At 70.5% G+C, this 26,975-nt stretch carries 19 protein-coding genes; 11 read left to right on the top strand and 8 right to left on the bottom strand.

The genetic code is table 11. From position 1 onward, the window contains the following. Positions 1 to 26: 26 nt before the first annotated feature. Positions 27 to 1,268, top strand: coding sequence for a M48 family metalloprotease (locus tag BO221_RS05470; protein WP_073559189.1), 1,242 nt, complete (start codon positions 27 to 29; stop codon positions 1,266 to 1,268). A 69-nt stretch (positions 1,269 to 1,337) separates the two neighbouring features. Here the strand turns inward: BO221_RS05470 and BO221_RS05475 are convergent, their stop codons facing one another. Next, complete coding sequence (locus BO221_RS05475; protein ID WP_073559190.1) at positions 1,338 to 1,856, bottom strand: tetratricopeptide repeat protein; 519 nt, start codon at positions 1,854 to 1,856, stop codon at positions 1,338 to 1,340. 6 nt (positions 1,857 to 1,862) lie between these two features. Next, positions 1,863 to 2,966, bottom strand: coding sequence for a hypothetical protein (locus tag BO221_RS05480; RefSeq protein WP_073559191.1), 1,104 nt, complete (start codon positions 2,964 to 2,966; stop codon positions 1,863 to 1,865). 205 nt (positions 2,967 to 3,171) lie between these two features. Here BO221_RS05480 and ruvX point away from each other — a divergent pair, with 205 nt between their 5' ends. The 3 genes from ruvX (at position 3,172) to BO221_RS05495 (ending at position 5,704) form a co-directional block, all read left to right on the top strand. Continuing rightward, entirely contained in the window at positions 3,172 to 3,633 is a 462-nt protein-coding gene (gene ruvX, locus BO221_RS05485) for a Holliday junction resolvase RuvX (RefSeq protein WP_073559192.1), read from the top strand. After that, entirely contained in the window at positions 3,634 to 4,707 is a 1,074-nt protein-coding gene (gene mltG, locus BO221_RS05490) for an endolytic transglycosylase MltG (RefSeq protein WP_073559193.1), read from the top strand. It begins immediately after the preceding gene. Positions 4,708 to 4,918: 211 nt separating this feature from the next. Then, the gene (locus BO221_RS05495) at positions 4,919 to 5,704 is read left to right on the top strand and encodes a YsnF/AvaK domain-containing protein (RefSeq protein ID WP_073559194.1); all 786 of its coding nucleotides are present in this window, start codon (positions 4,919 to 4,921) and stop codon (positions 5,702 to 5,704) included. 237 nt (positions 5,705 to 5,941) lie between these two features. Here BO221_RS05495 and BO221_RS05500 read toward each other — a convergent pair whose 3' ends face one another. The 3 genes from BO221_RS05500 to BO221_RS05510 form a co-directional block, all read right to left on the bottom strand. Next, positions 5,942 to 8,011 (bottom strand): ATP-binding protein, encoded by a 2,070-nt coding sequence (locus tag BO221_RS05500; RefSeq protein ID WP_073559195.1) that lies wholly within the window; start codon positions 8,009 to 8,011, stop codon positions 5,942 to 5,944. 82 nt (positions 8,012 to 8,093) lie between these two features. Further along, positions 8,094 to 10,925 (bottom strand): PAS domain-containing protein, encoded by a 2,832-nt coding sequence (locus BO221_RS55875; protein ID WP_073559196.1) that lies wholly within the window; start codon positions 10,923 to 10,925, stop codon positions 8,094 to 8,096. Between the two features lie 82 nt (positions 10,926 to 11,007). After that, complete coding sequence (locus BO221_RS05510) at positions 11,008 to 11,259, bottom strand: hypothetical protein (RefSeq protein WP_143195267.1); 252 nt, start codon at positions 11,257 to 11,259, stop codon at positions 11,008 to 11,010. A gap of 417 nt (positions 11,260 to 11,676) precedes the next feature. Here BO221_RS05510 and BO221_RS05515 point away from each other — a divergent pair, with 417 nt between their 5' ends. Further along, the gene (locus BO221_RS05515; protein WP_073559198.1) at positions 11,677 to 14,097 is read left to right on the top strand and encodes a PAS domain S-box protein; all 2,421 of its coding nucleotides are present in this window, start codon (positions 11,677 to 11,679) and stop codon (positions 14,095 to 14,097) included. Here BO221_RS05515 and BO221_RS05520 read toward each other — a convergent pair. After that, positions 14,080 to 16,404 (bottom strand): PAS domain-containing protein, encoded by a 2,325-nt coding sequence (locus BO221_RS05520; RefSeq protein WP_073559199.1) that lies wholly within the window; start codon positions 16,402 to 16,404, stop codon positions 14,080 to 14,082. The genes BO221_RS05515 and BO221_RS05520 overlap by 18 nt on opposite strands. A gap of 147 nt (positions 16,405 to 16,551) precedes the next feature. Beyond that, positions 16,552 to 18,135, bottom strand: a complete 1,584-nt coding sequence (locus tag BO221_RS05525; protein WP_083680750.1) for a glycosyltransferase family 39 protein — start codon at positions 18,133 to 18,135, stop codon at positions 16,552 to 16,554. 252 nt (positions 18,136 to 18,387) lie between these two features. Here BO221_RS05525 and BO221_RS05530 point away from each other — a divergent pair, with 252 nt between their 5' ends. Continuing rightward, positions 18,388 to 19,191 carry a tetratricopeptide repeat protein gene (locus tag BO221_RS05530; RefSeq protein WP_073559201.1) on the top strand — a complete coding sequence of 268 codons (804 nt, stop codon included), beginning with the start codon at positions 18,388 to 18,390 and terminating at the stop codon, positions 19,189 to 19,191. Between the two features lie 269 nt (positions 19,192 to 19,460). On the opposite strand, the gene BO221_RS05535 is transcribed toward BO221_RS05530, so the two are convergent. Beyond that, complete coding sequence (locus tag BO221_RS05535) at positions 19,461 to 20,384, bottom strand: hypothetical protein (protein ID WP_073559490.1); 924 nt, start codon at positions 20,382 to 20,384, stop codon at positions 19,461 to 19,463. 239 nt (positions 20,385 to 20,623) lie between these two features. Between BO221_RS05535 and BO221_RS05540 the strand changes: the two genes are divergently transcribed. The 5 genes from BO221_RS05540 (at position 20,624) to BO221_RS05560 (ending at position 26,967) form a co-directional block, all read left to right on the top strand. After that, on the top strand, positions 20,624 to 20,959 hold the full coding sequence (locus tag BO221_RS05540; RefSeq protein WP_073559202.1) for a hypothetical protein: 336 nt from the start codon (positions 20,624 to 20,626) through the stop codon (positions 20,957 to 20,959). A 62-nt stretch (positions 20,960 to 21,021) separates the two neighbouring features. Then, positions 21,022 to 24,657: a PAS domain-containing protein gene (locus BO221_RS57230; protein WP_073559203.1), complete on the top strand. Its 3,636-nt coding sequence runs from the start codon at positions 21,022 to 21,024 to the stop codon at positions 24,655 to 24,657. Between the two features lie 312 nt (positions 24,658 to 24,969). Then, positions 24,970 to 25,350 (top strand): hypothetical protein, encoded by a 381-nt coding sequence (locus BO221_RS05550; RefSeq protein WP_143195269.1) that lies wholly within the window; start codon positions 24,970 to 24,972, stop codon positions 25,348 to 25,350. A 61-nt stretch (positions 25,351 to 25,411) separates the two neighbouring features. Continuing rightward, entirely contained in the window at positions 25,412 to 26,170 is a 759-nt protein-coding gene (locus BO221_RS05555) for an ABC transporter ATP-binding protein (protein ID WP_052517864.1), read from the top strand. Next, positions 26,170 to 26,967, top strand: a complete 798-nt coding sequence (locus tag BO221_RS05560) for an ABC transporter permease (protein WP_073559205.1) — start codon at positions 26,170 to 26,172, stop codon at positions 26,965 to 26,967. The genes BO221_RS05555 and BO221_RS05560 overlap by 1 nt, the downstream gene beginning before the upstream one ends. Positions 26,968 to 26,975: the final 8 nt, after the last annotated feature.

Genomic DNA, 26,975 nt, shown 5'->3' on the forward strand with positions numbered 1-26,975 from the left:
GAAGGGTCTAGGCTCTGGCTCCACCCATGGAGCCCATCTTCACCCCCGAGCAGCTCGCCGAGATCGAGGCCTACTACCTGCCGCTCTACATCCGGAGCGCGGTGAGCCCGCTCGTCTACCTGGGCGTCCTGGCGCTCATCCTGGGCGTCCTGGTGCGGCCCTTCTACCGGTGGTCCGAGTCGGGCGCGGCCTGGCTGTCCCAGCGGCTCGCGTTCCTGCGGACGGCGCCCGTCTTCCGGGTGATCGTCCAGGCCCTGGACAAGCTCTGGGGAGAGCCGGGCTGGGGCGCGGCGCTCCTCTTCGCGATGCTCGTGGAGCTCTTCATCGAGCTCGTCTACATCCCGGCGAACATCTACTTCGGCTACGTGCTGGAGCACCGCTACGGCATGTCCGCGTACACGCCGCTGCGCTTCCTGGTGGACGAGCTCAAGGGCATCGCCCTGGAGTGTGTCGCCGTGTCGGCGCTGGCGCTGGGCATGTACGGGCTGGCCCGGCGGATGAAACGCTGGTGGCTGGTGCTGGGCATCCCCACGGCGCTGCTGATGCTGGTGGCTTCCGCGCTCGACCCGTACCGCAGCCAGGTCTTCTTCGAGCAGAAGCCCCTGGAGCAGGGCCCCCTGCGCGAGCGCATCACCGCGCTCATGACCCAGGCGGATGTCCCCTTCCAGGACGTGCGGGTGGAGAAGACGTCCGTGGCCAGCAAGCGCCTCCAGGCGTACTTCGCGGGCCAGGGCCCCACGCGCACCATCGTGCTCAACGACGTCATGCTCCGCGAGCTCCAGCCGGAGGAAATCCTCGCCGCCGTGGCCCACGAGGCCGGTCACGTACACGAGCCGAAATGGCCGGGCCGCATCGCCGCCTCGGTGGCCCTGGTGGCGCTCCTCTACGTCATCGACCGGATGCTGCGGCGCGCCGCCGCCCGGGGCTGGTTCGGCGCCACGCGCTTCGCGGACATCCGCACCTTCCCCCTGCTGTGGCTGCTCTCCTTCTTCGTCTTCTTCCTGAGCACGCCCATCTCCTCGGCCTTCTCCCGCGAGCGCGAACGCGAGGCCGACCGCTACGCCCTCCAGCTCACGCAGGATCCCGCCTCCTTCCGCCGCATGCTGGTGAAGGCCGCCCGGGTGAACAAGATGAACCCCGACCCGCCTCGCTGGGTCGTCCTCAAGGGCCACAGCCACCCGCCCATCAGCGAGCGGCTCGCCGCCATCCCTCCCGCCCCAGAAAAAAGGGCGCCAGCGGGCGGACCCCTCACGGAGCCCTCCCACTGACGCCCTCCCCCCGGACCGCCCATCCCCTCCTCCCCTCCGCGGCCCGGCGGTCCCTCCCGGCTCCGCGGACTATGCCTTCGCCCGCGGCTCCGGCTGCAGCTTCTCCGCGGCCGCCAGCGCGATGGCCCTCACCAGCGCCCTCGCCCTCCGGCCCGCCGACGTCTCCCCCCTCGGATCCGCCTCCACCGCGTTGGCCAGGTCCGTGAAGCCCTGCCGGTTCCCCCGCCGCAGGTACAGCTCGCCCCGGTTCACCAGCGCCACCGGGTTGGCCGGATCCCTCTCCAGCGCCGCGCTGTACTCGGTGACGGCGTCCTCCAGCCGCCCCAGCTTCTGGTACACCGTGCCCAGCGCCGCGCGGCTCGCCGAGTCCTTCGGGTTCCCCTCCACCAGCCCCTCGAAGAGGATGCGCGCCTCCTCGTAGCGCCCCGCCGCCGCCAGGTCACACCCCACCTGGGCAATCGCCTTCGCCTCCGCGAAGGTCATCCCCTCCACCTCCGCCCACGTCACCTCCCCGCGCACGAATGCCTTCAGCTTCTCCGCCGTTGCCGTGTCCATGGTTCCTCCCTCGTACTTGATGACGCGCCCCATCTCCGCTCAGGCGCTCCGCATGTTGGAGAGGGCCGTCTTCGCCATCTCGTTGAACTTCATGGACAGCGTGCTCATCATCTCGAACATCATCTTCCGCTTCTCCACCAGCTTCTGGAGCCGCATGTTGAGGCGGTCGATGTCGCGCTGGGAGTCGGAGAGCGCCTTCTCGTCCCCCTTGCCGTTCTTGATGCCGGCCTGCTTGTCCTGCGCCGCCGCCAGCTCATCCATCACCTGGAGGATCTCCCCGTCCATCCTCTCCGTGAGCCCCATGAGGATGGCCTCGATCTTCTCCTCCAGGCTCATGCTCGGGTCGTTGATGATGCCCTTCATGCTCGAGCTGGCCGTGCCGCTCGTGGATCCAGGCGGCGAGCCGCCCGTCGCGCTGCCCGCCGGCGTGGACGGCGCCGGACTGCCCGTGCTCGCGGGCCGCCCGTACTGAGCGAAGTCCGCCTTCACCTTGTTGATCTCGTTCTGGACGTTGCTCAGGCTGATGCGGTCGTCATTGAGCATGTCGCGGAAGACCAGCCCCAGCGAGTGGACGCCGACCGCGGTATCGAGCCGCTCGAAGTAGCCCGGGTTGTCCACGAGGAAGCGGGCCGCCTGGCGCAGCTCGGGCGACACGCGCGCGTCCTGGGAGATGCGCTGGAGGTCCCCCCGCGACACGTCGCCGTCCAGCTTCCCGTCCGTCGCGTCGAGGTAGCGGAAGTTCTGCTGCAACGTCTGCAGCGAGTGGAGGTAGTCGTTCATCTTCGGATCCAGGTGGCTGCTCTGGGTACCGCCGCACGCCTGGGCCTGGCCGCTCGACCCCGACGTCGGGGTGCCCGGCGGCGGAGGATTCGCGTAGCCCTCACAGGCCCGCGCGCTGTCGGCGGGCGGCTTGTACTCGGTGGTGGCCGGCGGATTCTTCGTCAGCTCCTGCGCGAGCCCCATCGCGCCATCGGCCGCCAGCATCACGTTGCCCGTCATCGCGCCCACGGCCACCTTCGCCGCGTTCGTAATCGCTGGCGGCAACCCCAGCGCGTTGCCCGCCGCGTCGATGAGCGCTCCCCCCGACAGCAGACTCGTCACGCCCCCCAGCACATTGCCCAGACCCCTCAAGACGTCACTCATGGTGCCTCCCCTGCGGCGCCGGGGCTCCATGCCTCCGGATGCCGCACCGTGTTCCGCGCCTGACGGATTGCAGCGGCGGTGCCGGGCCCGAGGCCTCGCCCGGCTCAACGAATTCAGCGGTTTAGCCCGCCCACCGGACAAGCACGGTCCTGCCTCGCGGACGGGGCGGTCCACGGCCGGGGATTGCGGTTACATTCCGCCGCGCATGCGAACCCTCGGCCTCGACTATGGGACCAAGACGATCGGCGTGGCCGCCTCGGACGCCCTGGGCCTCACCGCCCAGACCGTCACCACCATCCGGCGCACCAGCCTCAAGGCGGACCTCGCCGCCCTCAAGGAGCTGGTACAGGAGTACGAGGTCGAGCGCTTCGTCGTCGGACTCCCCCTCAACATGGACGGCACCGAGGGCCCTCGCGCCGAGGCCACCCGCAAGTTCGTGGACGCCCTCACCCAGGCGCTCGGCCTGCCCGTGGAGCTGTGGGACGAGCGCCTGTCCACCGTGGCCGCCCAGCGCACCCTGCTCGAGGCGGACCTGTCGCGCGCCAAGCGCCGCGAGGTCATCGACCAGATGGCCGCCCAGTTCATCCTCCAGGGCTGGCTCGATGCCCGCAGTCCGCCGTCCTCGGGCGACGCCTACGACGATGACGACTACGAGCCGGAGCCGTAGGTGAAGAAGGTCCTGATTGCCCTGCTCGTCCTCGGGGTGCTCGCGGCGGCCGTCGCGGGCGCCTGGTACCTGCGCCGCGAGCGCAGAATCTCCGAGTTCGCCGCCGCCCCCGTCACCCTGCCCTCCGAGGGCATCACCCTGGCCGTGCCTGGCGGCACCGGCCCGAGGACGATCGCGAGGATGCTCGCGGACGCGGGCATCGTCACCGACCCGGAGCTGCTCTACCTCTACATCCGCCGCGAGGGGGTGGGCCCCCGGCTCAAGGCCGGCGAGTACCTCTTCGAGGGCACACTCACCCCCGCGCAAGTGGTGGAACAGCTCGCCTCCGGCAAGGTGAAGCTCTACCGCTTCACCGTCCCCGAGGGCCTGCGCATCGAGGAGATCCTCCCCATCCTCGCCGGCTCGGAGCTGAAGCTGGACCTGGGAGAGCTGGAACGGCTCGCCACGGACCGGAACTTCCTGCGCGAGGCCGGAGTGCCGACTGCTTCGCTCGAGGGCTTCCTCTACCCGGACACGTACGCCTTCACCCGCAGCGCCACCGCGGAGAAGGTGCTGGCGAAGATGGTGCAGCGCGCGCTGGAGGAGTACCGGAAGGCGGACGCGCGGCGGAAGGACGGGGTGAAGCTCTCGCTGCTCGAGACGTTCACCCTGGCATCCATCGTGGAGAAGGAGACGGGCCAGCCCCAGGAGCGGCCCCGCATCTCGTGCGTCTTCCACAACCGGCTGCGCCAGGGCATCAAGCTCGAGACGGACCCCACGGTCCTCTACTCCATGAAGCTGCGGCACGGGGTGTATTCGCGGAACATCACCCGGAAGGACCTGAGGACGCCGCACCCGTACAACACGTACACCACCCCGGGGCTGCCACCGGGGCCCATCGCCAGCCCGGGCGCCGCTGCCCTCCAGGCCGCCCTCCACCCCCTGGACTGCGATGACCTCTTCTTCGTGTCGCGCAACGACGGCACGCACATCTTCTGTCCCACGCTGGAGTGCCACGAGGCGGCGGTGCGGAAGTGGCAGGTGGAGTTCTTCCGCGAGAAGCGCCGCCAGCAGCGGATGAAGGGTACGCCGTAGCGCCTCCACCGGCTGGTCACCTGGCCACCAGGGAGGCGCGCGAGCCTCGCCCAGGCGCCGGGCCCGTTCGCAATCAGAACACCGGGAGAGGCTCGCGTTCCGGGACGAAGCCTGGACAGGAATGCGGCCGGGCGTCCGTCATGCGCCGATATGCCCCCCGGTCCCATCACCCCCATCGTCAGGGCTGGAGCCACTCAACAGGAGAACAGCCATGTTCCAGCGCACGCAGTTGAGGGAAGGCATGACGGTTCGCAGCATCGACGGCGAGAAGCTTGGCAAGGTCTTCTCTCTCGGAGATGACGCGTTCCACATCGAGAAGGGCCTCTTCTTCCCAAAGGACTACCTCGTCCGCTACGCGGACATCAGTGACATCCGCGATGGGGAGATCATCCTCATGCACGGCCGGGAGAGCCTCCGGAATCTATCGGACACGGACAGGTACGGGACGACCACCGGCTACGACACGACCACCACGGGCCTCGGCACGAGCGCTGGCCTCGGCGCGACCGGCCTGGGCACGGACACGGGCCTGAGAGCGGACACGGGCATCAAGGATCGCACGTGGGAGGCCCGGCGCACGGAGGAGGTGGCCATCCCGGTACACAAGGAGGAGCTGGACGTCACCCGGCGCGACGTATCGGCCGGTGAGGTGCGCGTCCACAAGGACGTCGTGGAAGAGGTGAAGACGGTGGAGGTCCCGGTCCGCCGCGAGCGCGCCCGGGTAGAGCGCCGCAACGTCGATCCAGGCCGGCCCGCCATGAACGCCTCCTTCCAGGAGGAGACGGTGGTGGTGCCCCTGCGCGCCGAGGAGGTGGACGTCCAGAAGCGCGCGGTGGTGGATGAGGAAGTGGTCATCCACAAGGACTCCATCGAGGAGGAGCGCCGCGTGGCGGAGTCGGTACGCCGCGAGGAGGTGGAGATCAGCTCTCCCGATGACGCGGACAACAGGCGCTCGCTGAATCTCACCCCCGACGACGACCCACTCCTGCGTCGCTAATCCCTTTCAGGGAAAGTGACCGGATATTCCCTCTCCCCTCGGGAGAGGGTCAGGGTGAGGGTATCCGTCCCCGTTCTCCAACCCATGAATCACAGGGTGGACAGGGGGTTCAACCCGGGATGCGTGGCACCCTCACCCCGTCCCTCTCCCGGAGGGCGAGGGGATATGGCCGCGTTGTCAGCGCTTGTTCCCAGGGGCACTCTCCAGGATCCTGGGAGCGCCCCCATCTTCACGCTCTCAGTGCATGGCTCCGGCGGATTCCCGGGCTCGCTTGCCGTGGCGCGGCAACCGCACGGTGAAGGTAGTGCCCTCGCCCTCGCTGGAGCGCACCTCCACGGAGCCCCCATGGGCCCGGGCGATCTCCCGCACGATGAAGAGGCCCAGCCCCAGCCCCGAGGTCGGATGGGCATCCCCCTCCACCGCTCGCCGGAAGGGCTCGAAGATGCCCGCCAGCAACTCCCGCGGAATGGGCGCTCCGTCGTTGTGAACCTCCATGCGCAGCATGTCGCCCTCGTCGTGGAGCGAGAAGTCCACGGGCGTGTCCGCCGGGCTGTAGTCCAATGCGTTCTTGCCCAGGTTGCCCAGCAACTGCGCCAGCCGATCCGGGTCCCACGCGCCCAGGAGATCTCCCTCCGCGTGCAACCGCAGCTCGCGGCCGGGGAAGCCGATCTCCAGCTCCTCCAGCACATGGCGGGAGAGGTGCCGGAGGTTGACGCGCTGGAGTTGGATGGGAATGCCGCCCCCCAACCGCCCCCGCGTGAAGTCGAGCAGCTCGCCAATCATCCGCCCCATGCGCTCACCACTGGTGACGATGCGGCGCACCATCTTCGTGTGGCTGGCTGGAATGCCCTCGGTGCGCAGCAGCGCGTTGGCCGATAGCAGGATGGCGTTGAGCGGATTGCGCAGATCATGCGAGACCACGCCCAGGAAGCGCTCGCGGAACTCCGCCGTCTGGCGCAACCGCTCCTCCTGCTTCTTGCGCTCGGTGATGTCCACCAGGAATCCGCCCACCCCGAGCACCTGCCCGTCCCGCGCACGCACCGGGAAGTAGTCCCCCAGCCAGTGGTGCGGCACACCCGGCTCCGTGGCCGGGGGGGCGCTGAACTCCTGGGCCCGCAGCGGCTCGCCCGTCTCCAACACCCGCCGCAGCAGGGCCTCGACGAGCGGCGCCCTGTCGGGAATCACCTCGCCCGGCGTCCGTCCCACATGGGCCTCCACGGACACGCCGTTGGAGGCGGCCAACGCCTCGTTGACGCGCAGGTAGCGCAGCTCCGTGTCGAGCAGGGCCAGGCTCGCCGGCACGGAGGCCAGCAACGAGTCCAGCAGCGCGAGCGTCTCGGCCTGCTTCCGCTCCACCTCCCGCTGCCGCGCGGCCAGCTGCGACTGGACGATGAGCGTGGTGACCCGGCTCACCATGGCCCGGAAGAGCAGCTTGTCCTCGTTGGAGAACTCGAAGGTGGTACGGCTGCCCATGTTCGCCACGCCGATGACCTCTCCCGCGTACAACAGGGGAACGCCATAGAGGGCACGCGTCCCTCGCGAGCGGATGGCCTCGCTCCTCACCAGCGGATCCGTCGCCGCGGAGCGCACCTCGCGAGGACACCGCTCGGCGGCGATCGTCCCGGAGAAGCCCTCGCCCACCCGCAGGGAGAAGCCGGAGGCCACCTCCTGCTCCAACCCCACCGAGGCGTGCACCCGGAGCACGTCGCCCTCGCGCAACAGCAGCGTGACGGAGTCCACCGCCTCCGTGGTCTCCAGGATGACGCGCAGCAACTTCGGCAGGAAGGTGTCCGCGTCCTCCGTCCCCAGCGCCGCCTCGGAGATGCGGTCGAGCGCCACCAGCGTGCGCTCCCGGGCCCGTGCGTAGCGCGAGACGGCGGCGGCCACGGCCTCGTCGAATGTCCGGTTGAAGCGCACCACTTCCTGCATCGCCACGGACAGCGACCCCGCGCCCGCCGCCTCCACGTGTTGGGCGTAGAGCTGGAGGATGCAGCCCCGCAGCAGCGCGTACTCCCCGGCCACCTCGTCCAGGTCGAAGCCCGAGTCCAACCGCTCCAGGGCATGCACCTCCGGCAGGCCCTCGAGCGACTCGTCTCCGCCCGTCCGCACCGTCTCCACCACCTGGGCGATCCGGTCCAGCAGGTCTGGCAGGTGATCCAACAAACGGGGCCGCGAGAGCTCCCGGGCATAGGGAAGCCGGCGCACGGTGCGCTCCCACTCCTGGAGGAGGTTGGTGCGGTTCTCCCGAATGAAGCTTCCGAGCTCCCACCGTTCCTGTAGCGCCCCAAGGGCTTCGTTCTTGCTCATGCGAAGAACAGAAACCCCCGTCACGCCACGGATCTGACGGGCCGCTTCCGGGCCCCCGCTCCCCCGCTCGCACACCGGGGGCTCAATGCAGCGCCCCGTCCGGAGCTGGCGCGCCCGGGCTGTACCGGGGCAGCCGCACGGTGAAGGTGGTGCCCCGGCCCTCGCTGGAGCGCACCTCCACGGAGCCACCGTGGGCCCGGGCGATCTCCTGCACGATGAAGAGGCCCAGCCCCAGCCCCGAGGTCGGGTGGGCGTCTCCCTTCACCGCCCGCCGGAAGGGCTCGAAGATGCCCGCCAGCAGCTCCCGGGGAATGGGCGGCCCCTCGTTGTGCACCTCCAGGCGCAGGGTGCCGCCCTCGTCGTGGAGCGAGAAGTCCACGGGCGTGTCCACCGGGCTGTAGTCCAGCGCGTTCTTGCCCAGGTTGCCCAGCAACTGCGCCAGGCGGTCCGGGTCCCACGCTCCCTGGAAATCTCCCTGCGCGCGCAGCCTCAGCTCGCGATCCAGGTGGACGGCCTCCAGTTCCTCCAGCACGTGCCGGCAGAGGTGGCGGAGGTTGGCCGGCCGCGGCGTGATGGGAATGCCCCCACCCAGCCGCCCCCGCGTGAAGTCGAGCAGCTCGCCAATCATCCGCCCCATGCGCTCGGTGCTGGTGGTGATGCGGCGCACGGCCTTCAGGTGCTGCTTCATCACGCAATCCGAGCGCATCAGCGCATTGGCGGACAGGAGGATGGCGTTGAGCGGATTGCGCAGGTCATGCGAGACGATGCCCAGGAAGCGCTCGCGGAACTCCGCCGCCCGGTGCAGCTCCTCCTCCTTGCGCCGGGCCTCGGTGACGTCCATCACCACCACGCCCAGGCCCATCACCCTCCCCTCCGGCGCACGCACCGGGAAGTAGTCCGACACCCAGTGGTGGATGACCCCCGGATCATGGGCGGCCGCGGCCCGGCTCTCGAGCCCCCTCAACGGCTCCCCCGTCTCCAGCACCCGCCGCAGCAGCGGCTCCGACCAGGGAGCGTACTCCGGCAGCACCTCGGCCACCGTCCGTCCCACGTGGGACTCCACGGACAGGCCATTGGCCCGGGCCAGGGCCTCGTTGATGTGCACATAGCGCAGTTCCGTGTCGAGCAGGGCCAGGCCCACGGGCGCGGCGGCCACCAGCGCGTCCAGCTGCGCCATCCGCTCCTCGGTCCGCTTGCGCTCGGTGATGTCCACCACCACCGAGCCCACCATGAACACCTGACCCCGCCGGTTCCACACCGGGTAGTAGCTCACCAGCCAGTGCCCCAGGTTCCCCGCGAGGCCGGGCGTGGTGCCCGATATCTCGAGATCCAACAGCGGCTCCCCCGTGTCGAGCACGTGCTGGCAGAGCGGCTCCACGATGTGCGCCAGTTCCGGGACCACCTCGCGCATCGTGCGCCCCAGCGTGCTCCCCACCGGGGGGCCATTGATGGCGGCGAGCGCGTGGTTGATGCGGACATACCGCAGCTCCCCGTCCACGAAGGACAGGCCCACGGGTGCGGTGGCCAGTACCGTGTCGAGCAGGGCCAGCGCCTCGGCGGTCTCCACCTCGCGCATCAGCCGCTCCGTCTCGTCGCGGGCGGAGAGCACCGCCCCGGCGAGCGAGCCATCCGGCCGGCGGATGGGAAGGGCACTGCCGCTGAGCGTGCGCACCGAGCCATCCGGCCGGCGCACCACCCAGTGGGCTCCCATCACCGGCACTCCCCTCAGGGCGCGGGTCAGGGGCGTCTCCTCCCACGACAGGGGACGGCCCTCCACGGTGAGCAGGGTGGACGCCAGGGGCCCCTCGAGCGTCGTCACCTCCTCGCGGCCTACTCCGTGCAGCCGCTCGGCCTCGGCGTTGAAGAGCCGCACCTGCCCCCGCTCGTCCGCCATGATGATGGCGTCCCCGCTCTGCTCGATGACCATGCGCAACAGTTGCCTGCGGGACTCCGCCTCCTCGCGCGCCGCGCGCTCGCTGGCGACGAGCCGGGCCTGGACGAGGAGGCCCGTGGCCCGCGTCACCATGGCCCGGAAGAGCAGCTTGTCCTCGTTGGAGAACTCGAAGGCCGTGCGGCTGCCCATGTGCGCCACCCCTAGCACCTCGCCGTCCTGCAACAGCGGCACGCCGTAGAGGGCGCGAATCCCATGCTCCCGTGGCACCTGGCTCTTCACCAGCGGATCCGTCGACGCGGAGCGCACCTCCCGAGGGCGCCGCTCGGCGGCGATCGTCCCGGAGAAGCCCTCGCCCACCCGCAGGGTGAAGCCGGAAGACACCAGCTCCTCCAGCCCCACCGAGGCGCGCACCCGGAGCATGTCCCCCTCCCGCAGCAGCAGCGTGACGGTGTCCACCGGCTCCGTGGTCTCCAGGATGATGCGCAGCAGCCTCGGCAGGAAGGTGTCCAGCGCCTCCGTCCCCAGCGCCGCCTCGGACAGCCGGTCCAACGCCACCAGCGTCCGCGTGCGCGCCCGGGCATAACGCGAGATGGAGGTGGTCACGGCCTCGTCGAACGTGCGGTTGAAGTACACCACCTCGTGCAGCATCACGTCCGGCGCCCAGGCCCCCATCGCCCCCACGTGCCCGGCGTAGAGCTCGAGGACACAGGCCCGCAGCAGCGCGTACTCCTGGGCCACCTGCTCCACGTCCAGGCCCGCGTTCAACCGCTCCAGCGCATGCTCCTCGGGGAATCCGCCGAGCGTCTTCTCCTCCCCGGTGTGGACCGTCTCCACCACCTCGGCCACCCGCTCCAGGAACTCGGGCAGATGATCGATCAACCGGTGGCGGGAGAAATCCTGGAGCACCGGGAGCAGGCGGACCTCGCGTTCCCACAACTCCAGGATGCGGGAGGTGTTGTCCCGGATGAAGTCACAGAGCCGGACCCGCTCCGGTGTGATGGAGGCTTCGTGCTCGGCCATACCTCCCAAGAATGCGTCGGCCCACCCCGCCATGTTCGTCAGCGGGCTCCGCGAGCACCCGGCACCACGCCTGCCCGGCCGCCTACGCGCCCTGCGTCGCTCGGAGCGCGATCTCCCTCAGCGTGAGGCGCTTGCGCGACGGGTCCACCTCATAGAGCGCGATGTGTTTCTCCAGCAGGATGGAGCGGGTCTCGACGGGCCGGACGTACTTCTGGGGCAACGGAATGGGCGTCTCAGGCCTCATCCGGGCCGCCACCGCCTCCAGTTCCTCGCGGATGCGCTGGTACGTCTCAAGGGGCAGATGGGCCATCTGCCGCCAGGCGTTGGGACTCACTTCAACCGTGTATCGCGAGAGGCTCTCGGGTCTACGCATTGCGGGCCCGCGTTGAGCAGGAATCGCGCCAACTCCCCTGTCTGTCATCTTCAACACTTATTCCAGGGGTCTAAAGTCAGACTGAAGTCCTTACAGGCAAAAACCGGTAAAACCTTCAGTCCATTGTGGATAAAAGGGACCGGCCCGGGCTACCGGGAAGCCGTGGGGCAGCCTGCTTTTTCCGAGGGGAGGCCGGCCCCTGGTGCGAGCCGGAAGCCCCCTGGATATGTCCCTTGCAGGACGGCACTTCGCCTCCACGCGCTTGTCTGGGAACCCGGCTGGTGGCACGCATGAGCCGGACACCCGGATTTTTCCCATGAGCCCACCTTCCACCCGCACCGTCGAGGACCCACCCAGGGGCGGACGGGGGGCGCCGTCGTGAACTTCGATTCGCACACCTCGGAGTCCCCGCCGCCCACCCTGGCGGATCTGCTGGAGAGCCAGCACGAGGACATCATCCAGCGATGGACGGGGCGCCTGCGCGAGGGGCTCGCCCCCGCGCAGCGGACGCAGGCCGAGCTGGAGGATCACATCGGCGAGTACCTGTGGGAGATGGCCCGGGTGCTGCGCCGGCAGACGGCCGCCGGGGCCGAGCCGCTCCCGGAGTGGCTGCCCGTGGCACGCGAGCACGGGCGCCAGCGGATGCGCATTGGCTTCGACGTGCAGGCGCTGGTGCGCGAGTACCACGTGCTGCGCGAGTGCATCCTGGACCTGGTGGAGGAAACGGGCGTGCGCGTCACCCTGGGGGAGGTGCGGGCGCTGAGCGCCTTCATCACCACCGGCATCGCCGAGGGGGTGGACGAGTACCTGCGTCAGCGCGACGCCGTCCAGCGCCCGGGCGAGGAGCGGCTCCGGGCGATGCTGGACCAGGCGCCCGCCGCCATCTTCGCCAAGGACGCCGAGGGCCGTTACCTCTATAGCAACCGCTACCAGCAGCGGCTCGTGGGCCGCCCACTCGGGGAGATATTGGGCCGGGACGACGCCGCGCTCTTCCCCCGGCTGCTGGCGGACGCCCTGCGGCTCCACGACACCCAGGTGCTCGAGGGCCACACCCGCACCTTCGAGGAGGTGGTCGAGTTCGACACGGGCCCGCGCACGTACCTGTCCACGAAGTTCCCCCTGCCCGGGGGCGAGGGGCTTCCCATGGCGCTCGGAGGCATCTCCGTGGACATCACCGCGCGCAAGCAGGCCGAGCAGGCCCTGCGCGAGAGCGAGGAGCGCTTCCGCCTGCTGGTGGAGGGCGTGGAGGACTACGCCGTCTACCTGCTGGACACCGAGGGCAGGATCATCAGCTGGAACACGGGCGCCGAGCGCATCATGGGCTACACGCAGCGGGATGTACTCGGCCGGCACATCGCCCTCTTCCATCCCCCCGAGGAGCGGGACACCGGGCAGCCCGAGCAGTGCCTCCAGACGGCGGTCACCCGGGGCCACTGCCGGATGGAGGGACAGCGCGTGCGCAAGGACGGCAGCCGCTTCTGGGCGGAGTTCGTCGTCACCGCGCTGCGCGACGAGGCCGGCGTGCTGCGCGGCTTCTCCCAGTTCACCCGCGACATCTCCCGGCGCAAGCGCGCCGAGCAGGCGCAGACCTTCTTCCTCGAGGCCGGCACCCTGCTGTCGCAGTCGCTCGACGTGACCAGAACCCTGAGGAAGATCACCTCCCTGGCCGTGCGGCACCTGTCCGACTACTGCATGGTGGATCTGCTGGGAGAGGACGGACAGTTGCACCGGCTGGATCTCGCGGCACGCGACCCCGCGGCGCAGGCCCTCATCGAACGGGCGCGGCCCTACCCGCCCCTGATGGGAAGCGGCAGCCCCGTGAGCCGGGCCCTGGAGAATGGCGAGGCCCTGGCGGTGCCGGTGCTCACCCCCGCGTGGCTGGATGCCTCCGCCCGGAACGCGGAGCACCGGGCCATCCTGGAGGCGCTCGGCCCGAAGTCCGTGGCCCTCGTGCCCCTGGTGGCCCGCGGGCGCAGGCTCGGCATCATCAACCTGGCCTGGACCCGGCCCCACACCGAGGGCGGTTTCGCCGAGGACCTGGAGGTGGCCAGGGGCCTGGCGGACCGCGCGGCCGTGGCCATCGACAACGCGCTCCTCTACCAGCAGGCGCAGGAGGCCGTCCGCGTGCGCGAGGACGTGGTGGCCATCGTCAGCCACGATCTGCGCAACCCCCTCAACGCCATCTCCCTGTCTGCCACCCTGCTCGAGCGCGAGGCCGTCAACGAGCGCACCACGCGGACGGCCCGCCGCATCACCGCGGCGGCGGAGCGGGCCAGCGGGATGATCCGCGACCTGCTCGACTTCACCCAGGCGCGCGTGGGGGGAGGCATTCCCATCCACCCGCAGCCCCTGGACTTCCACGAGCACGTGCGGCGCGTGGTGGAGGAGGTGCGGCTGGCGTGGCCCGGACGCCGCATCGACTTCCAGGCCAGCGGCGAGGGCCAGGGCGAGGCGGATGAAGGCCGGCTGGCCCAGGTCGTCACCAATCTGGTGGGCAACGCCCTGCAGCACAGCCCGCCGGGCACGCCCGTGCGGGTGTCCACCCGGGGCGAGGACTCGAGCCTCCTGCTGGAGGTGCACAACGAGGGCCCCGCCATCACCGCCGAGCTGCTGCCCATGCTCTTCGAGCCCTACCGGCGGGGAGCGGATGCGGGCCCGGGCCGGGGCAGCCTGGGCCTGGGCCTCTACATCACCCGGCAGATCGTCCTCGGGCACGGAGGCACCGTGGACGTGCGCTCCATCCCGGGAGACGGCACCACCTTCACGGTGCGCCTGCCCCGCTCACGGCCCCCGGCCTGAGGACTCCGGCGGCAGGGCCCGCGAGAACAGCCGCGCGCGCTCGAGCGCCTGGGAGCACAGCTGCGCCAGGGCGATGAGGAAGTCCCGATCCTCGGCGGAGAAGTGCCGCCGGTCCGCGAAGGACAGCCACAGGCACCCCAGGGAGTGCTCATCGGCGAGCAGGGGCAGCCCGACGCGCGCCTCGTAGGCCCCCGCCAGGTTGGCGAGCTGGGGGTAGTGCGCCAACAACTCCTCGGTGGAGGAGTACCAGCGCGCCTCCCCCGCGAGCGCCACGTCCAGTTGGGGCGCCTGCGTCCCCGCGGGCAGGTAGCTCTGGGTGCGGACGACCTCCTCGGAGTAGCCCTGGATGTGGAGGGCGCGCAGACCTCCCTCGGGCTCGCGCACGTAGATGATGCCCGCGTGCGTGCCCGCGGACTCGAGGCCCGCGACGAGGATGGCGCGTGCCACCTGCTCTGGCGTCGCCGCCCGGGAGAGCGCCGCCGCCACCGCCTGGAGCCGGGAGGCACGCCCCTGGGCCCTGCGCGCCTCGCCGTACAGCAGCGCGTTGTCCACCGCGAGCCCCGCCCGCCGCGCCAGTTCCTGGACGAACGGCAGCTCCTTCTCGCTGAACCGCCGGCCGCTCTCGGCCTGGACGAGGGTGAGCGCCCCCAGCACCCGTCCGCGCGACAGCAGGGGCACGCACAGCGAGGACTTGAAGCCCAGCGTGCGCGCCAGGCTCAGGTGCTCCTCGCTTCGCGCCAGCGAGGGCAGCAGCTCGTCCGGCATGTGCTTCAGCAGTAGGGGCTCGCCCGTGCGCAGCACCTGGCCGATTCCGCCATGGGAGGTGTCCAGCGGCCAGCGGCGGGCGATCTCGAAGGCGAGCGCCGCCTTCTCCGGCTCGCAGTGGTCCGCGGCCACCCGATCAACCTTGCCCTCCTCGGAGAGCAGATCCACCGCCGCCCAGTCCGCCAGGCGCGGCACGACCAGCTCCGTCAGCTTGCGCAGGACGGTGCGATCCTCCAGCGAGGAGAGCACCTCACTGGCCTCGGCGAGCAGCCGGAAGAGGCCCTCGCTCTCGCGCAGCGCCTGCTCACGGGTGCGCGCCTCCGTCACGTCGCGGGCCACGGCGAGCACGGAGCGCACCTCACCGTGCGCGTCCCGCTCGGGCACCACGTGCGCCTCGAAGGAGCGGAGCCCGGACGGCGTGGGGAAGACGAACTCGAGCGAGGTGCTCCGCCCCGCGAACGCCTCGGCGAAGGCTCCCTCCCAGTCGGGCATCTTCTCCGCCGGCATGCCGAGCTCGGCCATGGTGCTGCCCGGGAAGCGCTCCGGCGGCAGCCCCAGGGTGCGCTCGACGACGGGGTTGACGTAGAGCAGGCGGTGCTGGCGGTCGAAGCGGGCCACCAGGTCGGGGATGTTCCCGGCCAGCCCGCGGAACTCGGCCTCGCGCTGGCGCAGCTCCACCTCGGTGAGCTCGAGCTTGCGGCGCGCTCGCACCTGCTCCGTCACCTCCACCGCGTGGGTGAGCAGCCACTCCACCTCGCCGTGCTCGTCCCGGAGCGGCTGGTAGACGAGGTCGAAGAAGGCCTCCTCCACACGGCCCGTCCCCTGCCGGTCGATCATCACCGGGAACTCCCGGCCCACGAAGGACTCGCCGGTGCGCATGGCGCGCCGCAGCGCCTCCATCACCGGCTGCGAGAGGAGCTCGGGCATCACCTCGCGCAGCGTCCGGCCCACGGGGATGGAACGGCCCGCCACCTTCTCGTAGAGCGGATTGGCGAACTCGAAGATGAAGTCCGGCCCCCGGGTGAGGGCGATGGCCGCGGGCGTCTGCATCAGCAGGCTCAGCAGGCGCACACGCTCCGTCTCCGCCTTCTCCCGCTCCGCCTGCAGCTTGAGCCGCTCGCGGTGCAGGTACAGCTCGACGAACACCTCCACCTTGGCCCGCAGCACCTGCGGGTCGAACGGCTTGAAGAGGAAGTCCACCGCCCCCAGGGCGTAGCCGCGCGAGGTGAAGGCCACGTCCGCCGTCAGCCCCGAGAGGAAGATGATGGGCGTGCGGTGGGAGCGCTCGCGCTCGCGCATGAGGCGCGCCACCTCGAAACCGTCGATGTCCGGCAGGTGCACGTCCAGCAGCACGAGGGCGCAGTCCAGCCCCAGCAACAACCGCAGGGCCTCCTGGCCCGAGGACGCCTTGACGATGCGCTGCCCCAACGGCACCAGCAGCGCTTCGAGCGCCACGAGCTGGTTGGGGCTGTCGTCGACGATGAGGATGCTCGCTTGATCCGTGGCGGGGGGAGCCCCGGAGAGCGGTGCGGCGGACTTCATGGCCTGGGAGCCTGTCGAGGGTGTGTCACGAGCGGGGGGTGTCTTGTGGACCCGGCGTCCAGGGTTCTCTCATGGCGCCGAGGGCCCCAGCCAGGGCTTCCTCGGCTCTGTCATCTGGAGAACCCTGGTGAAAAAGGGCTCGAGGGCTCAGCGGCGCCGGTAGACATGCAGGGGCGCGGAGAAGCCGTCCTGCTCCTCATAGGCCACGCCATCGAGCGTCAACGTGCGGCCCTCGAGCTTCACGCCTGGATCTCGCGCCAGCGAGCCGTTGTCGAAGCGCACGAGGTACTCCGGGTTGGCCAGGCGCAGGTGCTTGCGGAAGGTCTCCCAGCGCACGCGGGCCAGCCGCTCATCCGGCAGGCCGGAGAAGAAGGCGAGCTGGAGGTCCATGTAGCTCGGGTCCTGATCCACCACGGCCGCGCCGCCCTTGGGGGCCACCTCCTCCTTGAGGAAGCGGGCCACCTGCATGAGGGGCACGGGGTTGGTGGAGGTGGGGCTCACCGGGCGGAGGCTGTCCTGCCAGCGGCCATCGGCGCGGAAGGTGTAGAGGCCCATGGCCAGGGGCACGGCCACCGCCAGCACCGCGCACACGGCGGCCACGGCCCTGCGGGCTCCGGCGCCGCGCACCAGCTCGAGGCCCGGCACGACGAAGGGCAACAGCACCGCCAGCTCCGTCACCGTGAAGCGGCCCAGGGGCTGGAAGTCGAGCAGCACCACGGCGCGGAAGGTGAAGTACGCGGCGGGCACCAGCGCGGCGAGCATCAGCCAGCGCGTGTCCTTGCGCTCCCGCCACGAGCGCCACATGCCCGCCATGCCCAGCAGCGCCACGCCCGGCGACAGCGTCAGCAGCGCCACGCCCGGCCAGAAGCCCAGGCTCTCCAGCCGGTAGCGCCACTCCCCCACCCGGGCCACGCCCTCGCGCGTCCAGTCCGCGTGGAACTGCTCCACCGCGTGGATGGGGAAGAAGGGATCTCCATGCGCCATCTCGTTGCCCTGCATCCACAGCAGCGGGAAGGGCAGGCACAGCAGGCCGAAGCCCACCGCGCGCGTGATGGCGGCCACCCGGTCCTCGCCCCAGAAGAGCAGCGCCAGGGACAACAGCGGCATGAACAGCCACGCGTCGTAGCGCACGGCGCACGCCAGGTTGAGCACCAGGGCCGCCCCGAAGAAGGGCCCCATGCGGTTGTCGTCCAGCCCCTCGGCGATGAGCGCGAACACCCACAGCATGAAGAAGAGCGACATGGCCTCGCTGGCCGCCGTCGTGGACATCTGCAGGTGCATGCCCCAGACGGAGAAGGCCAGACAGGCCCCCACCGCGGCGCGCCAGTCGAAGAGGCGCCGGGTGAGCGAGAAGAGCGGCACCACCGACAGCACCCCGAAGAGCAGGCTCACCAGCCGGCCCGCGAGCGCCTTGTCCTCCACCACCTTCAGCGCGGCCCCCACCACATACAGGTGCAGCGGCCCGAACTGGTACGCCCCATCCCCATACGAGGTGATGAGGTGCGGCTCATTCGCCCAGCGCTCGGCCAGCTCCGTCCGCGCCACCGCGTCGCCGTAGTAGTTCTCGTTGAAGGGCATCAGCACCAGGCGCGGCAGCAGCGCCGCGGCCAGCAGCAACAGCAGCAGCAGCCGGGTGCTCGGCTCCGGGGCCACGTCGGGCACCGCGGAAAGGAGGGGGGTGGAGCCCGAGGGGCGTGGGGGGGCGGCGGGAACGGACGAAGCGGACGGCATGAGGGCGCGCAGAATACGCAGGCCCGGCCCAAAGCCAAGCGACCATCCCCTCGGCATGGGTCTTTTCGCACCCTCCCCCCAGGGTTGTCTGGTGGACAGGCGGACGTGTAGCCTTCGCCGGCCCGCATCCATGCGGGCGTCCCAAAGGGGGAATCACCCGACATGTTGTCTTCTCGTTCTTTGCGTCACGTCGTGATGGCGTTGGCTGCCACCCTCGCGGTGGGCTGCGCGCCGAGTCTGAAGGTCAATGTCATGCAGCCGGCCCGGGTCAACCTGGGCGCCTCCAAGCGTCTGACGGTGGTGCAGACCGAGGGCCGCAAGGGCGCTCGGGACTTCGTCATCGACGAACTCACCCGCCAGGCCCGCACCGGCGGCTACTTCCAGGTGACGGACCGCTCCGACGAGGGCATCGTCGTGAAGGTGGCCGGCCGCTCCGTGCAGATCCTCAGCACCGGCAGTGGCCCGGCGCAGAGCCAGGATGAGATTGGCATCCGCATCGACGTCAACGACTGGGACGCCGAGAAGAAGACCGAGACCGTCAAGGAGACGGACAGCAAGGGCAACACCACCGAGCGCGACGTGAAGTTCTACGAGGCGAAGACGGTGGTGAGCGTCACCGCCTTCAACGCCGCGGGCAAGGCGATGCTGGCCGAGGAGGAGTACGAGATGGTCGGCCGTGGCGAGGACAAGGACACCGCCATCGGCAACGCGGCCCGCGCGCTGGTGGGCCGCATCCTCGGCGACATCACGCCCTCGTACGTGACCAAGTACATCCGCATGGACGGTGACGACAAGGCGCAGAAGCCCATGATCGAGGTGGCGGAGAAGGGCAACGTGCCCCAGGCCATCACCGAGATGGAGTCCTACGTGCAGACCAACCCGCAGAACTCCGCGGCGCTCTACAACCTCGCGGTGCTGCTCGACGCCTCGGGCAAGTACCAGGAGGCCCTGGACCTGTACACCAAGGCCATCTCCCTGTCGGCCAAGGACTACTACGTGGACATGAAGGCCGAGTGCGCCAAGCGCCTGGCCGATCAGCAGGCCCTGGCGCAGTAATCCGCCGCGGCACTGACGCCCCCACCGGGCCGTCCCCAGGACACAGTGTCCTGGTGGCGGCCCGGTTGTATTTCAGCCCAGGCGCCACCGCGTTCGAGTCTCCAGGCGTACAAGCGGACAACAACCGCCTGCCATCGATTGCTCGCCTTGTTGCCTGAACCAGGCTCATGTGCGCGGTAACAGGACTCCTTGGGAAGTCCCCCGATGGTTCCAGGCCCTTCGCCTTTTTCTCCTGGGTGGCCAGGGGTCGCCGGGCGTAACGGCGCGGCTCACCCGGCCCATCGCAGGTCGGTGACCTTGAGACGCGCCAGCTTGAGGGTCCCATAGGCCTTCAGGAGGCTCTCCCAGCTCCACACCTTCTGATCCTTCCACAGGTCCTTGTTGCTCCACCAGTCCGGAGGCGGCGCGAAGCCGAACTGCTCGGCATTGCCCAGGCCGCGGAAGCCAACGCCGCTCAGCCTGTGGGAGGCATTGGCCTCCAGGGTGAGCACGGCGCCTTGACGCTCCGCGACGACGAGGAAGGAGTGGCCTCCCTTGAGCGGATTCAGGCTCTTCCAGCCTTGGACGAGCGTCCAGGGCGGAGGGGGCTCGCTCGGGTCCGCGATGGGCGTGGCCATGCCCGCCTCGATGACGGCCGTCACCGGGGAGAAGAAGTCCTTGCCGAGAATCATCATCTGGCTGTGGAGGCTCCGGCTCCAGCTGAAGCGCCCGGGCAGCGCATCCTCCCAGGCCTTGACGAGCAGCGCCTCGACGAAGGTGCAGCAGTTGATTTTCGGCGTCGGCAGTCCGGTGTCCACCTGGACACCGGGCAGCGGCCACGGGTAGCTGATGTTCTTGTCCAGGCTGTACCCGTAGCCGCGGAAGTCCTTGAGGCGCGCGACGAGCAAGGACTCGGGAATGGCCATGGCATCGGGAATGGCCATGGCATCGGGAATGGCCATGGCATCGGAGAGGCTCTCCGTCACGGAGGCATAGCGATGGTCCTTCCAGCGGGAGCAGATCCACGCCTTCCCCGTGCCGATGCCGGGGGTGGACAGGAGCAGGTAGTCCGTCTCTTCGCTGGGGCAGGACAGGCGCTCCTTGAGCACCTTGAACCGCCGCCGAGGCAGCCGGCCGAGCACCTGCGAGCTCGTATCCGGTTGATCATAACACTTGAGTTCCTCTTCCAGGGAGGCTGCCTTGTCAGGGTTCATGGGGGCCTGCGTGTCCAGGTGATGAGTGGATGAGGGATTCACCCACCTCTCCAGGTGAATCCCACAGGAGGGACGCGCGGGCGGCGGGTTGTGACAGCCGGGGACGATGCCCGGGGCGGGTGTCGACACCCGCACGGCTGGCCGTCTGTCAGGTGGAAGCTTCTTCAGCCCTCCTCGCCCCGCCACCTGCCTCCTCCATAAATCCTCGCCCGGAGTGACGTGAGGAGTCCGGCAGGAGCATGTCCGTCGCCCTCACGAAGGAGGAGGGACAGCAGCCGCTCGCGCCGGCGCGCCTGCAGGTGTCCTCCATCTTCGACACCGCGCCCGAGTCCCTCACGGACGCCGACTTCCACTTCTGGCACCGGGACTTCCCCACCAGGAACCCGCGCGAAGCCAGCGGCGAGCGCGCGGTGCCCTCCATTGGCGCCTACCTGGGCGAGCTCCTCCCTCACCCAGCTCTACCGCGTGGCCGAGCGCCACCGCCCCTGAAGAGCAACCGAACCGATGCGCTCCAGGCGGCACTGTGGCCGTTCGGGCGATGCACATGTGTTGCCGAGCCGACGTGGGAGCATTGATCCTTCGAACAGGCCCGAGCTACAGGCTGCCCATGGGGTAAGCGTCTCCGAAGGCAGCTTGAATGGATCCGATCACCCCGAGCACACCCTCCCCCAGGCGCTCACGCCGGCTTCCCCTGCCGGTGATCGCCGGGCTGCTCGCGGCCACGCTCACCGTGCTCCTCATCGCCGCCCTGTTCCTGCGCTCCACCCGGCAGCTCGCCGGGAGCTCGGGCCGCGTGACGCACACACTGGACGTCATCAACGAGGCGGAGCTGCTGCTGTCGTTGATGAAGGACGCGGAGACGGGCCAGCGGGGCTACCTCCTCACCCGAGAGCGGCACTTCCTCGCTCCCTACGAGGAAGCCCGGGGCCGCATCCAGCCCTCGCTGGAGCGCCTGCGCGCCCTCACCGCGTATGAGCCCCCACAGCGGCGGCGGCTGGAGGCGATGGAGGCGCTCATCCAACGCAAGCTCGCGCTGATCGAACGGACGGTGCGGCTCGAACAGGAGACCCAGTCCGCCGCCGCGCTCGAGCCCGTCCGCTCCGGCGAGGGCAAACAGCTCATGGACGCGCTGCGCGTGCTCGAGCGGGAGCTGCGCGAGGAGGCCGAGGGGCGGCTGCAGCGGGAGAACGCCCGGCTGGCGGAGGTCTCGCGCAGCGCGGACTTCCTCGTGCTCTCGGGCAGTGGCTTCCTGCTGGCCTTCATCGGGCTCACCGCCGCCTCCCTCGTGCGCGACGTGCGCTCGCGGGAGCGAGAGGAGGCCGAGCGCGAGGCGGTGCTGGAGCGTGAGCAGGCCGAGCAGGTGCGGGCCGAGGCCGAGCGGCAGCGGGCCCGCTTCCAGGCCATCTTCTCCCAGGTCCCCGCGGCGGTGGGCGTCTACCGGGCGCCGGATCAACGGTGCGAGCTGGCCAACCCGGTCCTCCAGCGGCTCCACGGAGGCCGGACCCTGCTGGGCCGGACGGCGCGGGAGGCCCATCCCGAGTACGCGAGCGCCGGCCTCTTCGAGGCCTTCGACGAGGTCTTCCGCACCGGGCAGCCCCACTCGGCCACCGGGCGCCGGTTGATGCTGGACCGCGACAACAATGGCCAGCGGGTGGAGGGCTACTTCAACTTCACCTACCAGCCCCTGCTGGACGCGAGAGGCCAGGTGGAGGCCGTGCTGCTCTTCGCGGTGGAGGTGACGGAGCAGGTGCGGGCCCGGCAGGCGGCGGAGGAGTCCCTGTCGTACCGCCAGCGGGCGGAGGCCGCGCTGCGCGAGAGCGAGGCCCACCTGCGCCGGACGCTGAAGGCCGCCGAGGTGGGGGCCTGGGAGTTCGACCTGGACAGCCAGCGCATGATGTGGACCCCCAACGTCGGGGCCATGTTCGGCATGGCGCCCGGCACCTTCATGGGGACCACCGAAGCCGCCCTGGCGCTCATCCACCCGGAGGATCGTGAGCGCGTGTCGCGCACGCTGGGGCAGACGGCGCGCGACCGGAGCGAGAGCGAGAGCGAGCACCGGCTGGAGTACCGCATCCTGCGCGTGGACGGAGGCGTGCGCTGGCAGGAGAGCCGCGGCCGGGTCCTGTTCGACGAGCGGGGACGGCCCACGAAGCTGGCCGGCGTGGTGATGGACATCACCTCGCGCAAGCACGCCGAGCAGCAGCAACGCGAGTCCGAGGCGCGCTTCCGGCTGCTCGCCGAGGCGCTCCCCCAGCTCATCTGGGGAACGCGGGCGAACGGGTACACCGAATACTTCAACCCGAGCTGGTTCGAGTACACGGGACAGACGCAGGAGCTGGCGCAGGGAGACGGCTGGTTCCAGGCCGTCCACCCGGAGGACCTCGGGCAGACGCGGACGGTCTGGCGGCGCGCGGTCGCCACGGGCGAGCCCTATTCCGTCGAGTACCGTCTGCGGCGGGCCTCGGACGGCGCGTACCGCTGGTTCATCGCACGGGGCCTGCCCCTGCGGGATGGAGCGGGCCGCATCACGCACTGGTTCGGCACCTGCACGGACATCGATGACCAGAAGCGCGGCGCGGAGACGCTGCGTTTCCTCTCGGAGGCGAGCGCGGCCCTGGCGGCCTCCTTGGACCAGGCGGCCACGCTCAAGCAGGTGGCCCGCCTGGCCGTGCCGGTGCTGGCGGACTGGTGCATGGTGGACCTGATGGGAGAGGACGGCCGCGTCGAGCGCGTCGAGGTGGCCCACGCGGACCCCACCCTGGCGGAGCTGGCGGACCGGTTGCGCCACTTCCCGCCCGTCCAGAACCCCGAGCACCCTTCCGCCCGGGCCATGCGCCTGGAGCAGACCATCCACGTGGCGGAGATGAACGGCGCGATCGAGGAGCAATCGGCCCAGAACGCCGAGCACCTGCGGGTCATCCAGGAGATGAAGTGCCGCTCCCTGACGTCCGTGCCGCTCATGGCGAGGGGACGGACGCTCGGCGTGCTGATGTTCGCGACGACGGAGTCGTCCGGCCGGCGCTACGGGCAGGAGGACGTGCTGCGGATGGAGGAGGTGGCGCGCCGGGTGGCGATGGCGCTCGACAACGCACGGCTCTTCACCCTGGCCCAGGAGGAGCGCCAGCGTGCCGAGGAGGCCAACCGGCTCAAGGACGACTTCCTGGCCACCGTCAGCCACGAGCTGCGCACGCCCCTCACGGCGATCATCGGCTGGGTGAAGATGCTGCGCACCGGCCGGCTGCCTCCCGAAAAGCACGCCCGGGCGCTGGAGACGGTGGACCGCAACACCCAGGCGCAGGCCCAGCTCATCGAGGATCTGCTGGACGTGAGCCGCATCATCTCCGGCAAGCTGCGGATGGAAACGCAGCCGGTGCACCTGGTGGACGTCGTCCAGGCGGCGATGGAGTCGGTGCGTCCCGCGGCGGAGGCCCGGGGCATCCGGCTCCAGGCGGAGCTCGAGCCGGACGAGGACCTGGTGATGGGGGACTCGGGCCGGCTGCAGCAGGTGGTGTGGAACCTGCTGTCCAACGCGGTGAAGTTCTCTCCCGGGGACAGCCGCGTCCAGGTGCGGCTGCGGCGCCTGGAGTCCTCGGTGGAGGTGACGGTGGCGGACGAGGGCCCGGGGGTTCCGGCGGACTTCCTGCCCCACATCTTCGAGCGCTTCCGCCAACTCGAGGGCGGTACCACGCGGCGGCATGGAGGCCTGGGCCTGGGGCTCGCCATCGTCCGCCACCTCGTGGAGATGCATGGGGGAACGGTGCACGCCGCGAGCGAGGGGCCGGGCCGGGGCGCCACCTTCACGGTCCGCCTGCCCCTCGTCCTGCCCCGGCAGGAGCAACCCGCGCGCCCCGCTCCGCCCGCCGCCGCTCCCACCCACGCGGTGCTCGCGCGGCGGCGCATCCTCGTGGTGGACGACGAGGAGGACAACCGCGAGGTGCTGAAGGTGATGCTGGAGGAGTACGGGGCGCACGTCGTCACCGCCGCCTCCGCGTCCGAGGCCCTCCGCGCCGTGCGCGAGGAAAGGCCGGATCTGCTCGTCTCGGACATCGGCATGCCGGGCGAGGACGGCTACCGGCTCATCTCCCAGGTGCGCGCGCTTCCATCCGAGGAGGGCGGCGGAGTGCCGGCGGTGGCCCTCACGGCCTACGCCCGGGTGGAGGATCGCACGCGCGCCCTGACGGCGGGATTCAACATGCACGTGGCCAAGCCCGTGGAGCCCGCGGAGCTGCTGTCCGTCCTCTCCAACTTGGTGGTGCTCTCGCCGGGGAGCTAAGCCATCGGAACAAAGTCCTTTCAGGGGTGGGAGTGTCCGCACCGTGTACGCAAGTCACTCCCTGGAGTTCAGCCCGCCTCCCGGGCGCGCTCTTCATGAACTTGTCCAACTGTTGGACAAGTTTGGCGAGACCGTGCCCGGAAGGGCCCCTCCTGCGCTCGAGCTGAGGACAGACCCCTGCACGGACTTTCTTCCGATGGCTTGGGGCGCCGGGCGGCTCGCTCCGTCCCCCTTGCTGCCTCCCGGAAGCATGCGGAACCTCTCCAGATGGGGCGGTCCGCCCCTCACCCCCAGGGAAGGGAGGGACCTCACGTGAGCGCTCGTCAGCAGGACATGCAGGCCAGCAAGACCGCGGCGCTCCTGGCGAAGGCCCGGCGTCAGGCCCAGGCCTACGAGGAGGCCGCGAAGGCCTGCCAGGAACGGGTCCTGGCCCTCCAGGAGGCCGCCCGGGCGGATGAGAACCTCGCACGAAGCGAGGACAACCCCACCATGTCACGGCTGGCGAGCCTGGACGCGCACCGTGCGGCACAACAAGCCCTCCTCTTCGAGGCGCTCGCGAAACGGCACGAGATAGAGGTGCTCCGCCTCCATGCCGAAGCGGAGCGGGCCGAGCCCGAGGCCGCCACGGCGCTCGTCAAGGCGAACCCCGGAATGGGGGCCGACGAATACGCCGCGATTCACGGCACCCGGTAGAACGCCCCGCCGGTGGGCTCGCGCATTCACCCGGGCGGCGTTTTCGGGTTGAGATGGGGGGATGTCCCCGGAGATAGAAGCCCTCGCGCTGGAGAAGACATACCCACGGCCCTGGTGGCCCCGGGCGCGCTGGCGGGAGGCTCCCCGGACGGCCCTGCGAGGGGTCTCCTTCGAGGTGCGGGCGGGCGAGGTGGTGGCCCTCATCGGTCCCAACGGCGCGGGGAAGAGCACGCTGTTACGCATCCTCTCGGGCCTGCTGCTGCCGGGCGCGGGCACGGCGCGGGTGGCCGGGCGCGACGTGGTGCGCGAGCGCCCCGGGTGCCGCCGCGAGGTGGGCGCCGCGCTCGCGGATGACCGGGGCCTGTCGCCGCGCCTCACCGCGCGCCAGAATCTGCGTTTCTACGCCGCGCTCTACGGCGTGCCCCCGCGCGAGGTGGAGGCGCGCATCGAGGAGCTGGCCGGACTGCTCGAGGCCCGGCGCCTGCTGGAGCGGGAGGTGCGCACGCTTTCCACGGGCGAGAAGGCGCGGGTGGTGCTGACGCGCGCCCTGCTCCACCGGCCGCGGGTGCTGCTGCTGGACGAGGTGACGCGCTCCCTGGACCCGGGGGCCGCGCGCCGGCTGCGCACGCGGCTGTTGACGGACGTGGCCGCACGGGGAGCGGCCGTGCTCTTCGCCAGCCACGACCTGGCCGAGGTGGAGGCCGTGGCGCACCGGGTGCTGCTGCTGGACGGAGGCCGCATCGCCGCCGAGGGCCCCTTCTCCGAGGTGCGGCCCACCGCCGAGGCCGTCTTCGCCGCCGTGCCCCGGGAGGAGGAGTGATGCGCCTGTTGCTCGCCTTCCTGCGGCGCGACCTCCAGATTCTGACGGCCTACCGGCTCAACGCGCTGCTGCTCGTGTCCGGGGGCCTCTCCACCCTCACCCTCTTCTATTTCCTCGCCCGCACGGTGGGCGAGTCCCCGGTGGTGCGCGGCCGCTACGGCACGGACTATTTCTCCTTCGCGCTGCTGGGGCTGGCCACCGCCGCCCTGCTGCGCGCGCTGCAGACGGGCTTTGGCGGCGCGGTCCGTGCGGCGCAGAACGACGGCTCCCTGGAGCCACTGCTGGGCGCTCCCCTGTCCACCGTGCACGTGGTGACACTCATGGGTGCCTGGCCCGTGGCCAACGCCCTGCTGCGCGCGGTGGGACTGCTCACCCTGGGCGCGCTCCTCTTCGGCGCCCGGCTGAACCTCCACCCCGTCTCCTTCGTCCTGACCTTGTTGCTGAGCGCCCTCACCTTCTGCGCGCTCGGCCTGTTGTCGGCCGCCTTCGTGCTCGTCTTCAAGCGGGGAGATCCCTTCACCTACGCCCTGGACGCGCTCAGCTACCTCTTCGCCGGGGTCCTCTACCCGACAGACGTGCTGCCCCCGCTGCTGCGCACGATGGGCCGCCTGCTCCCCGCCACCCATGCCCTGCACGGCCTGCGCGAGTCCGCCCTGCGGGGCGCCGGCCCTCGCGAGCTGCTTCCCACCTGGGCCACCCTCGCCCTCTTCTGTCTCGTGCTCTGGCCCCTGGCGGCGGGAGCGCTATCCGCCGCGCGCCGACATGTAGAGCAGGCGGGGACGCTGCCCCACAGCTGAACGTCCAA

Origin of the sequence: Archangium sp. Cb G35, from assembly GCF_001896145.1 — a bacterium.
Lineage (GTDB): Bacteria > Myxococcota > Myxococcia > Myxococcales > Myxococcaceae > Archangium > Archangium violaceum.